Origin of the sequence: Dietzia sp. NCCP-2495 (genome assembly GCF_026011735.1) — a bacterium.
In the GTDB taxonomy this organism is placed as follows: Bacteria; Actinomycetota; Actinomycetes; order Mycobacteriales; family Mycobacteriaceae; genus Dietzia.
In genome coordinates, this window is the sequence record NZ_BRVN01000001.1 from 159040 (window position 1) to 173928 (window position 14889).

The 14889-nt window shown below is 66.8% G+C and carries 11 protein-coding genes; 3 read left to right on the forward strand and 8 right to left on the reverse strand.

What is annotated here, in order from left to right:
- Positions 1-18: 18 nt before the first annotated feature.
- Positions 19-1383, reverse strand: a complete 1365-nt coding sequence (locus tag OPF83_RS00745) for a replication-associated recombination protein A (protein WP_264885300.1) — start codon at positions 1381-1383, stop codon at positions 19-21.
- 181 nt (positions 1384-1564) lie between these two features.
- Here OPF83_RS00745 and OPF83_RS00750 point away from each other — a divergent pair, with 181 nt between their 5' ends.
- A complete protein-coding gene (locus tag OPF83_RS00750) occupies positions 1565-2875 on the forward strand; it encodes an alkaline phosphatase family protein (RefSeq protein WP_264885301.1) in 1311 nt (436 codons plus the stop codon).
- A gap of 155 nt (positions 2876-3030) precedes the next feature.
- Here OPF83_RS00750 and aspS read toward each other — a convergent pair whose 3' ends face one another.
- The gene (gene aspS, locus OPF83_RS00755) at positions 3031-4827 is read right to left on the reverse strand and encodes an aspartate--tRNA ligase (RefSeq protein WP_264885302.1); all 1797 of its coding nucleotides are present in this window, start codon (positions 4825-4827) and stop codon (positions 3031-3033) included.
- 229 nt (positions 4828-5056) lie between these two features.
- Between aspS and OPF83_RS00760 the strand changes: the two genes are divergently transcribed.
- Positions 5057-5965 (forward strand): neutral zinc metallopeptidase, encoded by a 909-nt coding sequence (locus tag OPF83_RS00760; RefSeq protein WP_264885303.1) that lies wholly within the window; start codon positions 5057-5059, stop codon positions 5963-5965.
- 3 nt (positions 5966-5968) lie between these two features.
- Here the strand turns inward: OPF83_RS00760 and hisS are convergent, their stop codons facing one another.
- Positions 5969-7249 (reverse strand): histidine--tRNA ligase, encoded by a 1281-nt coding sequence (gene hisS, locus OPF83_RS00765; RefSeq protein WP_264885304.1) that lies wholly within the window; start codon positions 7247-7249, stop codon positions 5969-5971.
- 44 nt (positions 7250-7293) lie between these two features.
- Entirely contained in the window at positions 7294-7959 is a 666-nt protein-coding gene (locus OPF83_RS00770) for an MBL fold metallo-hydrolase (RefSeq protein ID WP_264885305.1), read from the reverse strand.
- 210 nt (positions 7960-8169) lie between these two features.
- Here OPF83_RS00770 and OPF83_RS00775 point away from each other — a divergent pair, with 210 nt between their 5' ends.
- The gene (locus tag OPF83_RS00775) at positions 8170-9093 is read left to right on the forward strand and encodes a peptidylprolyl isomerase (protein WP_264885306.1); all 924 of its coding nucleotides are present in this window, start codon (positions 8170-8172) and stop codon (positions 9091-9093) included.
- A 93-nt stretch (positions 9094-9186) separates the two neighbouring features.
- Here the strand turns inward: OPF83_RS00775 and OPF83_RS00780 are convergent, their stop codons facing one another.
- Genes OPF83_RS00780 through secD form a run of 4 tightly spaced genes read right to left on the reverse strand, consistent with a single transcriptional unit; the run spans position 9187 to position 14840 of the window.
- Positions 9187-11523: a bifunctional (p)ppGpp synthetase/guanosine-3',5'-bis(diphosphate) 3'-pyrophosphohydrolase gene (locus OPF83_RS00780; RefSeq protein ID WP_264885307.1), complete on the reverse strand. Its 2337-nt coding sequence runs from the start codon at positions 11521-11523 to the stop codon at positions 9187-9189.
- Positions 11524-11572: 49 nt separating this feature from the next.
- Positions 11573-12130: an adenine phosphoribosyltransferase gene (locus tag OPF83_RS00785; protein WP_264885308.1), complete on the reverse strand. Its 558-nt coding sequence runs from the start codon at positions 12128-12130 to the stop codon at positions 11573-11575.
- Entirely contained in the window at positions 12127-13188 is a 1062-nt protein-coding gene (gene secF / locus OPF83_RS00790; RefSeq protein WP_264885309.1) for a protein translocase subunit SecF, read from the reverse strand. The genes OPF83_RS00785 and secF overlap by 4 nt, the downstream gene beginning before the upstream one ends.
- A complete protein-coding gene (gene secD, locus OPF83_RS00795; protein ID WP_264885310.1) occupies positions 13185-14840 on the reverse strand; it encodes a protein translocase subunit SecD in 1656 nt (551 codons plus the stop codon). The genes secF and secD overlap by 4 nt, the downstream gene beginning before the upstream one ends.
- Positions 14841-14889: the final 49 nt, after the last annotated feature.

Genomic DNA, 14889 nt, shown 5'->3' on the forward strand with positions numbered 1-14889 from the left:
CACGAAGGGGGCGACAGATCACTGTCTGATGATTTTCCTCAGCTTGTTCACGCGCGCCGCGAGTTCCCGTTCGTGCCCGTGCACACCGGGTGTGTAGTACTCGCGACCCACGAGATCGTCGGGCGGGTACTGCTGCCGAACCACCCCCGGCGCCGCATCGTGGGGGTACCGGTAGCCGACACCGTTCCCGAGTCCCTTGGCGCCGGCGTAGTGCCCGTCTCGCAGGTGCTTGGGGACCTCGCCGACCCCACCCGCCCGGACGTCCGCCATAGCGGAGTCGATGGCGGCGATCACCGCGTTCGATTTGGGCGCGGTGGCGAGGTGGATGGTGGCCTGGGCCAGGGCGAGTCGGCATTCCGGCAGTCCGACCTTCTGCACCACCTCTGCCGCCGCTGTCGCCGACTGCAGCGCCGTGGGATCGGCCATGCCGATGTCCTCGCTCGCGTGGATCATCAACCGTCGCGCGATGAAGCGCGGGTCCTCCCCCGCCACGAGCATCCTGGCGAGGTAGTGCAGCGCCGCGTCCGCGTCGGATCCTCGGATCGACTTGATGAACGCGCTCGTCACGTCGTAGTGCTGGTCCCCGTCTCGGTCGTACCGCACGGGCGCGGAATCAAGACTGAGCTCGACGACCTCCGGGGTCACCGTCCCGCCCGCGTCGGCCGCCCCGGCCGCGGCCTCGAGTATCGTCAGACTGCGCCGCGCGTCACCGCCGGCGAGTCGGACGATGTCCGCCACCGCCTCGTCGGTGACCTCGACAGAGCCCCCGAGCCCCCGCTCGTCGGACACCGCGCGACGCACCACATCGCCGATCCCCTCCTCGTCCAGCCCCTTCAGCTCCGCGATGAGGGAGCGGCTGAGAAGCGGCGAGATCACCGAGAAGTGCGGGTTCTCGGTCGTGGCGGCCACCAGGAGAACGATCCCGTTCTCGACCGCGGCCAGCAGTGCGTCCTGCTGGCTTTTGGAGAAACGGTGCACCTCGTCGATGAACAGGACGGTGCGCTGACCGTGGATCTGGCGGGTGCGCGCGTCGTCGATCACCGCCCGGACGTCCTTCACACCGGCGTTGAGCGCCGACAGGGCCACGAAGTGTCGCCCGGAGGAGCTCGCCACGAGGTTCGCGAGGGTGGTTTTACCCGTGCCCGGGGGTCCGTAGAGGATCACCGAGGAGCCGCCCCTGCCCTCGACCAGCCTGCGCAGCGGTGAGTTCTCGCGGAGGAGGTGGTCCTGGCCCAGCACCTCGTCGAGGTTCCGTGGGCGCATCCGGACCGCGAGTGGAGCCGAGGGGTCATGGTCGAGGGAGCCGCCCCGTGACGGGACGTATCCCGCCGGTTCCGCTCCCGGCGTCCCCGGCGTGGCGAAGAGTCCGGCCTCGTCAGTCACCCCGTCAGGCTACCGCGACGGTCCGACACCGCCCGGCTGCCGCCATCGCACAGGCCCCGTAGAGGTGAACGTCAGTCCAACTTTCCGCCGGAACCCTTCTCCCCACCGGCATCGATGCGATTGACTGGATCAACGGACCGGTGACCCCCTGCTCACCAGTGATCGGAAAGCCCCCAGCTCCATGTGCCAGCTCGACCGTCACCGCCCCACTCCCGACTCCCCCGCCCTCTCGCGTCGGACCGTCCTGGCCGCAGGGGGCGCCGGGGTCCTCGCCGCGGTCGGTGCCACGGTCCTGGGAACCCCTGCCGCGGCATGGGCCCGCCCCACGCAGCCCGTCGCCGACGACGTGGACGTCTACGTGATCGTCACCGACGGCATGATCCCGTCCGAGCTCAACGCGGCTCAGGCGCCCACCCTGTCCCGTTGGGCCGATCACGGCACCCGATACACCTCGGCGCGGGCGCACATGATCGCCGAGACCCTCCCCAACCACACCGCGATGATGACCGGGGTCTACCCCGACCGGAACGGCGTTCCCTCCAACTCGATCTGGGACCGCGCGGCCGGCGATGAGCGCACCCTCGACCGTGCGGACGACATCACCTACCCCACGGTGCTCGAACGAGTCCGGGTCGAGGCCGGCGTCACCACGGCCAGCGTCCTGAGCAAGGACTACCTCCACGGGATCTTCTCCGGACGAGCGTCGGTCCAGTGGGCGCCGTTCCCCCTTGTGCCCGTCACGGATCATTCACTCGACGAGTTCACCGTCGAGGCTCTCAAACGGACGGTGATCGACCACAGTCCCCGGTTCACCTTCGTCAACCTCGGTGACATGGACCGGTTCGGACACATGGATCTCAGCGGCTACTCACTGCGGGTCGCGCGCAACCAGGCGGTGTGGAACTCCGACCACAAGCTCTTCCAGTTCGAACGGTTCCTGCGTGAGACCGGGCGGTGGGAACGGTCGGTCCTCATCGTGCTGGCCGACCATTCGATGGACTGGTCGGTTCCGGAGAACTTCATCAACGCGGGGGCGGCCATCGACGCCGACCCGGCACTGCGTGGCCGGTTCGGGATCGCGCAGAACGGCGGGGCGGACACTTTCACCTATCTGGGGGCGCCGGCAGAGCGTGGAGCGGCCCTCGACCGGCTTCGCACCGTCTTGGCCGGGCTGCCCGGAGTCAACTCCCTCTACGACCCGGCCGAGCTCCGTCTCGGCGAGCGCGCCGGGGACCTCGTCGCGACCTGTCACCCGGGGTGGCGGTTCTCCGATCCCACCCCGCTCTCCAACCCGATTCCCGGTAATCACGGTCACGAGGCGACGTTGCCCATCCCGTTCTTCGTCTCCGGCGGCCATCGGATCGTGCGCCACGGTCAGGTGGTCGATCGTCCGGTCACCACGCGTGATGTGGCCCCCACCGTTGCGCGTCTGTTCGGCCTTGATCACGGGGACATGGACGGGTCCCCGGTTGTCGAGGCGTTCGACCTGTAGCGGCGCGTCGCCGTGGGCCTGTGGCGGCGTGTCGCCTTGTGACCGTCGCCGTGGGCGACGAGACCGGGTCGACGACGACGACGAGACCGCCCGTCTCCGGGACGTGATCGTCGGGAGACGGGCGGTCTGATCAGACGCGGATCGCTGCTGCCGGCCTAGTCGGCTGTCGCGACCTCGTCCTGCTGCCGACGGGGCGCCGGCGTGGCGTCGATACCGGACTCCTTGCGCTGCTGCGGGGTGATCTCCGCGGGTGCGTCGGTGAGGGGGTCCACGCCGCCACCGGACTTGGGGAACGCGATGACGTCACGGATCGACTCGGTACCGGCGAGCAGTGCGCAGATCCGGTCCCAGCCGAAGGCGATGCCGCCGTGCGGCGGGGCACCGTAGGAGAACGCGTCCAGCAGGAAGCCGAACTTCTCGCGGGCCTCGTCCTGAGTGATTCCCATGACGCCGAACACCCGTTCCTGGATATCCTGGCGGTGGATACGGATGGAACCGCCACCGATCTCGTTGCCGTTGCACACGATGTCGTAGGCGTGCGCCAGCGCCGAACCCGGGTCGGTGTCGAAGCTGTCGAGGTGCTCGGGCTTGGGCGAGGTGAAGGCGTGGTGCACCGCGGCCCAGGCGCCGGAACCCACGGCCACGTCACCGGCAGCGGTGGCGTCGTCGGCGGGCTCGAACATCGGGGCGTCCACAACCCAGGTGAACGCCCACGCGGTGGGGTCGATGAGGTCGAGCTTGGCGGCGATCTCACCACGGGCCGCGCCGAGGAGCGCGCGGGTGGACTTCACCGCGCCGGCTCCGAAGAAGATGCAGTCCCCCGGCTCGGCGCCGACGTGGGCTGCGATGCCCTCACGTTCGGAGTCCGACAGGTTCTTGGCCACCGGGCCGCCGAGTTCGCCGTCCTCACCCACGAGGATATACGCCAGTCCCTTGGCGCCACGCTGCTTGGCCCACTCCTGCCAGGCGTCGAGCTGGCGGCGTGGCTGCGACGCACCGCCCTTCATCACCACCGCACCCACGTAGGGCGCCTTGAACACGCGGAAGGGGGTGTCGGCGAAGAACTCGGTGCACTCGACCAGCTCGATGTCGAACCGAAGGTCCGGCTTGTCGGAGCCGTAACGACGCATGGCCTCGTCGTAGGTCATGCGCGGGATCGGCGTGGTGATCTCGATGCCGGCCGCGGCCCACACGTCGGTGAGGATCTCCTCGGCCAGGGCGATCACGTCATCCTGGTCGACGAAGCTCATCTCCACGTCGAGCTGCGTGAACTCCGGCTGGCGGTCGGCACGGAAATCCTCGTCGCGGTAGCACCGGGCAAGCTGGTAGTAGCGCTCCATACCGGCCACCATGAGGAGCTGCTTGAACAGCTGCGGCGACTGCGGCAGTGCATAGAACGTGCCCGGCTGCAGGCGCGCCGGGACGAGGAAGTCGCGGGCGCCCTCGGGGGTCGACCGTGTCAGGGTCGGGGTCTCGATCTCCACGAAGTCGTGGCGGGCCATGACCGACCGGGCGGCGGCATTGACCTTCGACCGCAGTCGGAGTGCCGCACCGGGGCCCTCACGCCGCAGGTCGAGGTAGCGGTGCCGCAGTCGCGCCTCCTCGCCGACCTCGTCGTCGAGCTGGAACGGGAGCGGCGCGGCCTCACCGAGGACCTCGAACGACGTCACGTCGATCTCGACCTCGCCGGAGGTCAGATTCGGGTTCTCCGATCCCTCCGGACGACGGTCCACCACGCCGGTGATCGAGACGCAGTACTCGTTGCGGAGCCGGTGGGCACGCTCGGCCACGTCCTCGGAGCGGAACACGACCTGGCAGATGCCGGTCGAGTCGCGGAGATCGACGAAGATGACCCCGCCGTGGTCACGGCGACGTGCAACCCAACCGGCCAGGGTGACTGTGGCTCCTGCATCGGCGGCTCGGAGCTGGCCGGCGGAATGGGTGCGCAGCACTACGGTGTTCCTCTCGTCTGGATGGCGATGTGTGGTCGTGGAGCGGGCGAACCGCCGGGGCACCGGTGGCCGGCCGAGCGGCTCAGACGAGGGACAGTCTACGGCCACCACCGGATTCGGCTCGTGTCGGACACCCCGGGGCCCGCAGCGCAATAAGGTTATCGACACAGCGCCGAGGTGGTGACGGCCCGGAGGACGGGCGGCCGGCGCATCAGAAGGGGCAGCGGCCATGACTTTCAGGCAGAACGGTCAGCTCGACACGAGCGGGGTGTCCGGTGGTGGCGGAGGTCGTCGCCGTGGCGTCGCGATCGGCGGCGGCGTCGGTGGCATCGCGATCGTTCTCATCGCCCTGTTCCTGGGGGTGGACCCCTCACAACTGGGACTGACCGAGGGCGGCACCACCGATCAGGGTGCGACAACTGAGTCGGCCCAGCAGATCCAGCAGCACATCGACCAGTGCGACCTGCAGCAGGCCAATGCGGACACGACGTGCCGGATCGTCGCCACCACGGAGAGCCTCGAGGACGTCTGGACCGCTCAACTGCCCCAGCAGGTGGGTGTGGACTGGATCCAACCGCACACCAACATCTTCACCGGTGGAATCGACACAGGGTGTGGCGCGGCGACCTCGGCCGTCGGCCCCTTCTACTGCCCGGCGGACAACGAGGTATACCTCGATCCGTCGTTCTTCGACGATGTTCTGGTCCAGCAGCTCGGCGGCTCGGGCGACGGGGCATCCCAGATGTACGTGGTGGCCCACGAGTTCGGCCACCACCTCCAGACCATGCTCGGCGACATCCAACGCTCGCAGCAGGACCCGGCCGGTCCCTCGTCCGGTGCCGTTCGCGTCGAACTCCAGGCTGATTGCTACGCGGGCCTGTGGGCACATTTCGCGACGGGCACCCCGGCACCGGGCGGCGAACTCCCCCTGTTGGAGAGTCTGACCGAGCGCGACGTGGACGGGATCATCCAGACCGCGGAGGCGATCGGTGACGATCACATCCAACGCACGGGAGGGGCCAGGGTCGACCCGAGCTCGTGGACCCACGGGTCCTCCGAGATGCGCAGGCAGTGGTTCCTCACCGGGTACCGGGAGGGATCGGTCCAGGCCTGCGACACGTTCTCCGCGCGGCTGTAGGTTTCAGCCGTCCAGCAGGCCTCGGACGTGGTCGACCACGGAGTCCAGCGGAACCGGATGCTGTTCGCCGTCCGCCATGTTCTTCACCACCGCTGTCCCGGCCGCGAGCTCGTCCTCACCGATCACGATCGTCACCGAGGTGCCGGAGCGGTCTGCGGCCTTGAACGCACCCTTGAGGCCACGGTCGCCGTATGCCATATCGGCGCGGATGCCGTCGCGCCGGAACTGTCCGAGCAGGGGGACGAGAACGGCCTTGGCGGCGGAGCCGAGCGCGACACCGAAGACGTCGACCCGGCCGGTGACGGTCGGGTCGATGCCCTCGGCCTCGAGAGCGAGCACCGTGCGGTCGACGCCGATGCCGAACCCGATGCCCGAGAGATCCTGTCCGCCGAGCTGGGCCATCAGACCGTCATAGCGCCCGCCGCCTCCGATACCGGACTGCGCTCCCAGCCCGTCGTGGACGAACTCGAAGGTCGTCTTGGTGTAGTAGTCGAGCCCGCGGACCATCCGCGGGTTGATCTCGTACGCGACCCCGAGAGCATCGAGGTGCGCGCGGACCGACGAGAAGTGCTCGGCGCTCTCGTCGGAGAGATGATCGAGCATCAGTGGAGCGTTCTCGAGCTGAGCACGCACTTCCGGACGCTTGTCATCGAGGACCCGCAATGGGTTGATCCGGGCGCGTTCGCGCGTCGCCTCGTCGAGGTCCAGACCGCTGAGGAACTCCTGCAGCCGCTGTCGGTACTCCGGACGGCAACTGTCGTCGCCGAGCGAGGTCAACTCGAGGCGAAAGCCCGTCAGACCGAGCGACCGGAACGCCTGGTCCGCGACCGCGATCACCTCGGCGTCGAGTGCGGGGTCGTCGACGCCGATCGCCTCGATCCCAACCTGCTGCAGCTGCCGGTACCGGCCCGCCTGCGGGCGCTCGTACCGGAAGAACGGCCCCGCGTAGCTCGCCTTCACCGGGAGTTGTCCCCGATCGAGTCCGTGCTCGATCACCGCGCGCATGACTCCAGCGGTTCCTTCCGGTCGGAGCGTGACACTGCGACCGCCCCGGTCCTCGAAGGTGTACATCTCCTTCGAGACGACGTCGGTGGACTCCCCCACACCCCGGGCGAACAGGGTGGTGTCCTCGAAGATCGGAAGCTCTATGTGCCCGTAACCGGCGTTGCGCGCCGCAGCGGTGATCGCGTCGCGTACCGCCACGAACGCAGCTGACGTCGGCGGAACGTAATCAGGGACGCCCTTGGGTGCCTTGATGGTGGACTTCTTCTGGCTACCGGTCACGGGTCGGGATTCCTCGGTCTTCTCGAAGGGATGCTGGGTGGGGTTCAGAGGTCGCGGAGGAACGGGTTCGACCGGCGCTCCCGACCGATTGTCGTGGACGGGCCGTGTCCCGGGAGGACGATCGCGTCGTCGTGGAGCACCAGGAACTTCTTGGCGATCGACTGCAGAAGAACCTCGGTGTCGCCACCCGGGAGATCGGTCCGCCCCACGCCGTCCTGGAACAGGACGTCTCCTCCGAGGACCACCTCCCTCGGGCCCTCCTCAGTATCCACGGTGATCCGGAACGACACGGAACCGCGGCTGTGCCCCGGGACGTGGTCCACGTCGAAGACCATCGAGCCGAAGGTGAGTGTGTCCCCGTCGAACACCTCGATGACGTCCGCTGGTTCGGTGAACGTCGTGTCCTTCAGCAATGCGGAGATGTCCATCGAGATCGCCTTGGCGGGATCCGCGAGCATCTCGCGGTCGTCCGGATGGATGTAGGCGGGGACGCCGTAATGATCAGCGACCTGCTGGGCGTTCCAGATGTGATCGAGATGCCCGTGAGTCAACAGGACCGCCCTCGGCTTGAGACCCGCCTCGGAGACCTGGCGACGGACCTGCGGCTCCGCGTCCTGGCCGGGGTCGACGATCACGCACTCACCGGAATCATCCGCCACGATGTAGCAATTGGTCTGGAACATCCCTGCGGGGAAACCCATGATCTGCACTACTGCAACTCCTTACGTTGGACATCCCACGGCGATCAGCGCGGCCAGGACCGTTCAACGACCCACGACACCGGCAGTGGTGTTCGGCCTTCTCAGCCCAACCTGGTAGACAAGGACCCTGGGTTGGAGCGTCGTGGGCGAAGTCCCCAAGGGGCATCCGCGATCATTCCAGCCGACCGTTCCAGCCTAGTCCAGGTACCCAGGAGGGTCATGTCCACCAACCAGGAACGCCGAGCCGAGGCCCGTCAGCGCCTACGCGAGCAGATGGAGGCCCAGGCCCGCCGCGAGAAGCAGCTCAAGATCGGGGCCGCCGTCGTGGTGGCCGTCGTCCTGCTCGGCATCGTGGGCATCGTGGTGTGGAACAAGGCCGAGCAGGCACGAGCCGAGGAATACGCGGCCAATTGGCTCACCTGTGAGTACCCGGAGGACACCAGTACCCCGGAGAAGGTCGACCCGGAGGAGTTCAAGGAGGACGGCCCCGAGGTGATGGCCGAGGCAAAGCGCTACAACGAGCGGATCGACACGATCGCCGACACCAAGCGCGAGGGTCAGTCGCCCACCGGTGACCAGCCGCGACGGGGTACCGCCGCGGTCACCATCGACACGAACAGCGGCGAGATCCCGCTCACGCTCGATCGCGCCGACGCGCCCTGCAACGTGGCCAGCTTCGTGTCACTCGCCGAGCAGAAGTTCTTCGACGAGACCGAGTGCCACCGCCTGACAGTCGCCGAGGAGGGCGCATCGTTGTCAGTCCTCCAGTGTGGTGATCCCACCGCGACCGGACTGTCGGGACCCGGCTACTCGGTCGTCGACGAGCCTCCGACGGACCTCGCGGTGGCGGAGGACGGTTCGGGAATGACGGTCTACCCCCGAGGCACGGTCGCCATGGCGAAATCCCAGACGCCGAACAGCGCGGGTAGCCAGTTCTTCCTCGTCTACGAGGACTCCACGCTCCCGCCCGAGTACTCCGTCATGGGGACGGTCGACGAGTCCGGACTCGAGGTGCTGGACAAGATCGCCGACGCAGGGATCAAGAGCAACGAACCGGAAGACGCGGACTACCAGCAACCGACGAAACCGGTGAAAATCGAGAAGGTGACGGTCGGAGCCCAGGAGGGCCTGCCCGAGGCCTGACCCCTCGACATCGACGCCAGCGGCCCGCCTTCACCGGAGAAGGCGGGCCGTACCCGTATGTTCGTCGACGTGGTCCTCACGACGCCTTGCCGGTCAGTTGGAGGTCACGCGACTCACGTCGAAGACCCCCTCGACCCGGCGAACCGTGTTGAGGACGTGACCCAGGTGTTTCGGATCCGCCATCTCGAAGGTGAATCTCGAGATGGCAACCCGGTCGTCTCCGGCCGTCTGCACTGACGCGGACAGGATGTTGACCTTCTCGTCGGCGAGCACCTTGGTGACGTCGGAGAGCAGCCGATGCCGGTCGAGCGCCTCGACCTGGATCGCCACGAGGAACACCGACCCCGGCCGAGGAGCCCATTCGACCTTGACCAGGCGTTCCGGCTCACGGTGAAGGTCCGTGGCGTTGGTGCAGTCGGTGCGGTGCACGCTGACGGTTCCACCGCGCGTGATGAACCCCAGGACCTCGTCACCGGGAACAGGAGTGCAGCACCTGGCGAGCTTGGCGTGCACGTCCTCGACGCCGCCCACCAGGACCCCCGCGCCGGCCGGGGCCGGTCGATGGGGGGTGATGGTCTTCTCGCCGGACCGGTCAGCCAGTTCCTCGGTGACCTCGTCGACGCCGCCGAACGCGGAGACCAGTCGCCCCACAACGGTCTTGGCGGACACGTGGTTCTCGCCGATCGCCGCGTACAGCGCGGTCACGTCACCGAAGCCCAGTTCCCGGGCGACATCCGCGATGGTCTCGTTGGAGAAGACCCGGTGCACGGGCACCCCACCGCGCCTGACCTCGCGGGTGATCAGGTCCTTGCCCCGCTCGAGCGCCTCTTCCCTGCGTTCCTTCGCGAACCACTGCCGGATCGAACTCTTGGCACGTCCGGAGACCACGAATTTCTGCCAGTCGAGGCTGGGCCCCGCATTGGGGTCCTTGGAGGTGAAGATCTCCACTACCTCGCCGTTTTCCAGGGGCCTCTCCAGAGCGACGAGCTTGCCGTTGACCCGCGCACCGATACAACGGTGTCCGACCTCGGTGTGTACCGCGTAGGCGAAGTCGACCGGTGTCGACCCGACGGGCAGGTTGATCACGTCGCCCTTCGGTGTGAAGACGAAGATCTCCTTGCTCGTCATCTCGAATCGCAGCGAGTCGAGGAACTCACCAGGATCCGCTGCTTCGCGCTGCCAGCTGAGCAGTTGACGCATCCAGGCCATTTCGTCGACCTCTGCCTGGTCGCCGTGATGTTTGCCCTTCGTCTCCTTGTACCGCCAGTGGGCAGCGATGCCGTACTCGGCGTTCCGGTGCATCTCGTGCGTCCGGATCTGGATCTCCAGCGGCTTGCCGTCCGGTCCGATCACCGTGGTGTGCAGTGACTGGTAGACGCCGAACCGCGGCTGGGCGATGTAGTCCTTGAAGCGTCCCGGCATCGGCTTCCAGGTCGAGTGGACGACACCGATCGCCGCGTAGCAGTCCCTGACGTCCTCGCAGAGGACGCGCAGTCCGACCAGGTCGTGGATCTCGTCGAACTCCCTGCCACGGACGATCATTTTCTGATAGATCGACCAGTAGTGCTTGGGCCGACCCTCGACGGTCGCCTGGATGTGGGCCTTCTCGAGTTCGTTCTTGACCCGCCCGATCACCGTGCCCAGATAGACGTCACGGCTCGGTGCGCGGTCCGCGACGAGCCGGACGATCTCCTGGTACTTCTTGGGCTCGAGGATCGCGAAGGCCAGATCCTCGAGTTCCCACTTGATGGTCGCCATCCCGAGTCGATGCGCCAACGGCGCGATCACCTCGAGGGTCTCGCGTGCCTTCTTGGCCTGCTTCTCCGGCGGGAGGAACCTCATCGTCCGCATGTTGTGGAGGCGGTCCCCGACCTTGATCACCAGTACACGCGGGTCATGCGCCATCGCGATGATCATCTTGCGGATGGTCTCCGCTTCTGCGGCCTCGCCGAAATCGACCTTGTCGAGTTTCGTGACCCCGTTGACGAGATGCGCGACCTCGCCTCCGAAATCCGCAGCCAGCTCCTCGAGCGAATAGTCGGTGTCCTCGACGGTGTCGTGGAGCAGTGCCGCGACCAGCGTCGTGGTGTCCATGCCCATCTCCGCACAGATCGTGGCGACGGCGAGGGGATGTGTGATGTACGGGTCGCCAGACTTCCGGAACACCCCGCTGTGCTTACGCTCGGCGAGGGCGTAGGCGCGAGCCAGCAGACCGACGTCCGACTTCGCGTGGTGCATCCGGTGGACCCGGACGAGAGGCTCGAGCACCGCAGGGGTCGATGTGACGGTGAGGCCGGAGGTGAGTCGACGTGCCCACCGGGCCCGGACACGCCGGCCGGCGGACGGTCGGGTACCGGGGATCACCGGTATCGGCTGGGTACGCGGCTCGTGCTGAGGATCGCGTTCGGCGGGATCAGGTCGTTGCGTCATGCCCGACTCCTCCCTGGGTAACCGGACGCCGTGGTCATGCGCCCGATGCCTATGCGACCGTCAAACAGGTCAGCGGTGTGCCCGACAGTCTATCCCGACCCCCCAGGCCGGGAACCTCGAGAATGACGGACAGACCGGCGACGACGGCGCCGCAGTCATCGAGAAGTCCCACCGCTGCTCCGAGAGTGCCTCCGGTGGCGAGCACGTCATCGACGACGAGCACGCGCTTACCGCGGAGCTCCAGGCCGTCAGCCGGTAGCTCGAGCGTCGCGGCGCCGTACTCGAGTTCGTACGACCGGGAGTGGACGGGCGGAGGCAGCTTGCCGGCTTTGCGGATCGCCAGCACACCGGTGTGGAGGCGGACAGCCACTGCGCCGGCGAGGAGGAATCCCCTGGCATCGAGTCCGGCGACGTAGTCGATCGTCCCGATCTCGTGTCCGGCCATGAGACCGTCGACGACCGCGTCGAACCCCTCGGCATTCGCCAACACAGGCGTGAGGTCGCAGAACTGGACCCCGTCGGTCGGGAAATCTTCTACCCGTCGCATCAGTCGTTCAACCGAGTTGGTGATCTCCGGGGTGACGGTGGTGACGTCGGATGCGGTCATGCGAGGGCCTCCTGCTTGGCACGACGAGCCAGGACCTTGGCCGACTGACGCCGGATCTCGGGATCCCGTTCCTTGAGCGATACGAGTAGTGGGGTGGCGAGGAACACCGACGAGAAAGTACCGGTCACGATCCCGACCATCTGGACGATGGCCAGATCCATGAGCGTGCCGACCCCCAGGATCCACACGGCGATCACGACCAACGCCAGCAGGGGCAACAGACCGATGATCGTGGTGTGGATCGAGCGCATCAGGGTCTGGTTGACACCGAGGTTCGCCTCTTCCGCATAGGTATGGCTCGCGGTGTGCCGCAGCCCACGCGTGTTCTCCTCGACCTTGTCGAACACCACGACCGTGTCGTAGAGCGAGAAGCCGAGAATCGTGAGGAGTCCGATGACGGTCGCCGGAGTCACCTCGAACCCTGCGATCGCGTAGATCCCCGCGGTGGTGATGATGTCGAAGAACAGCGCGACGATCGCCGCGGCGGCCATCTGCCATTCGAACCGGAAGGCGATGTACCCGAAGACGATCACGAGGAACACGGCCAGCGCGATGAGCGCCTTCTCGGTGACCTGTCCGCCCCAACTCTCGCTGCGTGCCGAGTCGCCGATCGCCTCGACGGAGGTCTCTCCACTGGCGGTGACCGGTTGAAACGCCTCGAACAGTGCGTTCTTGGTCGACACGATCTCGTCAGTGTTCAAGAATCTGGTCCCGATCTCGACGATCCGGGCGTTGCCCGTTCCGACGATCTGGACCATTTCGGGCTCTTCACCGAGCGATTCCTCGACTACAGCCGCGACGCGATCCTTGTCGATGTCCCCGGCGGGCATCGTCAGCTTGGTACCTCCGGTGAAATCGATACCGAAGCTGAAGCCCCGGAGCAGGATCGCCGCGAGGCACACGGCGACGATCGCCATCGTCAGCATGTAGAACCTGCGACGGTTCGCGACGATCTCGAAGGCACCGGTACCCGTGTACAGACGGTTGAACAGACTCTCAGTGCGGTTTGACGAGCTGTTCTCGCCGCTTTCGGCTGCGGTGGTCGTGGGCGAGGTCATCGGCCCTCCTCGTCAGTGGCGGGACGGTTCGTCGACTCTGGCGTCGGTGAGGTCGTCGGACCGGAGCCCGGGCCGGTGATGGTGGCCGTGACACCCCGCTCACGGGACTGTTCGGCAGCCTGCTGCTCACGGCGTTCGATGCGCCGCCGTTCGGCCGCCTCTGCCTGGAGGTTGGCCATACGGCCCATACCGTTCGCCCAGGTCTTGGAGAACAAGTCCTTGGTCGACGCGAGGTACACCAATGGCCAGGTGACGGTGAACGCCACGAGAATGTCCGTGAGAGTAGTGAGGCCCAGGGTGAACGCGAAGCCACGGACCTCACCGGTCGCGAGCAGGTACAGGACCACTGCACCGATGAGACTCACCATGTTGCCGGTGACGATCGTGCGACTCGCGCTCTTCCAGGCACGTGGGACCGCGGATCTGAATCTGTGGCCGTCCCGCAGTTCGTCCTTGATGCGCTCGAAGAAGACGACGTAGGAGTCGGCGGTCATACCGATGCCGATGACCAGACCGGCGATACCCGCGAGATCGAGGCTGTAGTCGACCGTGTATCCGAGGAATACCAGCGTTCCGTAGGTGAGCACATACGACAGGACCAGAGAGATGAACGCCAGGAGACCGAGCAGACGGTAGAACACGGCGGAATACGCCAGCACCAGAAGAAAACCAATCGCTCCGGCCAGGAGGCCGGCTTCGAGAGACGCGAGACCGAGCGATGCCGGGACGTTGTCGACATTGGGCTCTTCGAATGAGATCGGGAGTGCGCCGAAGCGGAGGTTTCCGGCGAGGGCCTGTGCTTCCTCGATGGTGAAGTCGCCCGTGATGGAGGTGGCGGAACCGACAGGGGTGACGCCCTGGACGACCGGAGCGCTGATCACCTCGCCGTCGAGGAGGATGGCGATCTGACGCTGGAGGTTCTCCTGGGTCAGGCGGGACCACGTGGCGCTGCCCTGCTGCCCGGGGCCGGCGTTGAACCGGAACGAGACCTCGTTCTTTCCAGCCTGCTGGTTGAACCCGGAACTGACAGAGTCCTTGACGATCTGCTGACCGTCCAGGCGCGTACCGTCCTCGGGCTCGCCCACCAGTAGCGGAACCGGACCCAACACATACTTGGCGTCTTCGCCACAGGCGATGAGCGCCTGGGACTGATCGTCAAAACCGGCGAGGATATCTCGTTCGGGACAACGGAAGCCCGCGAGTGCCTGGGACAGCTTCTCGGGATCCCCCTGCCTGGCGTCGCGAGCCTCCTCCACTTCCTTCGCCACGGCTTCAGCATCGCCCTTGGCGGCGGGAACCGGCTCGAGATCACCCGGGTTGATCGGCTGGGTCTGGAGTACCGGACGAATGGTGAGCTGTGACGTGGTGCCCAGGTCGCGCGCCTGACTGGAGTCCTCGCCGGGAACGGTCAGGACGATGTTGCTGCCCTCGATGACGACGGTGGTGCCCGCGACGCCGAGTCCGTTGACACGGTCGCGGATGATCTCGGTCGCCAGTTGGAGGTCCGCCTCCTCAGGCTGGCCCTTGGGGATCAACGTGACGCGGGTCCCGCCCTGGAGATCGATACCCAGCTTCGGCGTGAGCCCGCGGTCAGCGACCGCGAACGCCGCCACGAAGATGATGAAGAGCATCACGGTGAAGATGCCGAGCATCCGCCATGGCTTGGGTCTCGCGTCCGCGCGCCGAGATCGAGCTGCTGTC

Coding starts and splice junctions, on each gene's coding strand:
- OPF83_RS00750 (WP_264885301.1), top strand. CDS start 1,565: ATGTGCCAGCTCGACCGTCACCGCCCCACTCCCGACTCCCCCGCCCTC.
- OPF83_RS00760 (WP_264885303.1), top strand. CDS start 5,057: ATGACTTTCAGGCAGAACGGTCAGCTCGACACGAGCGGGGTGTCCGGT.
- OPF83_RS00775 (WP_264885306.1), top strand. CDS start 8,170: ATGTCCACCAACCAGGAACGCCGAGCCGAGGCCCGTCAGCGCCTACGC.
- OPF83_RS00780 (WP_264885307.1), bottom strand. CDS start 11,523: ATGACGCAACGACCTGATCCCGCCGAACGCGATCCTCAGCACGAGCCG.
- OPF83_RS00785 (WP_264885308.1), bottom strand. CDS start 12,130: ATGACCGCATCCGACGTCACCACCGTCACCCCGGAGATCACCAACTCG.
- secF (WP_264885309.1), bottom strand. CDS start 13,188: ATGACCTCGCCCACGACCACCGCAGCCGAAAGCGGCGAGAACAGCTCG.
- secD (WP_264885310.1), bottom strand. CDS start 14,840: ATGCTCGGCATCTTCACCGTGATGCTCTTCATCATCTTCGTGGCGGCG.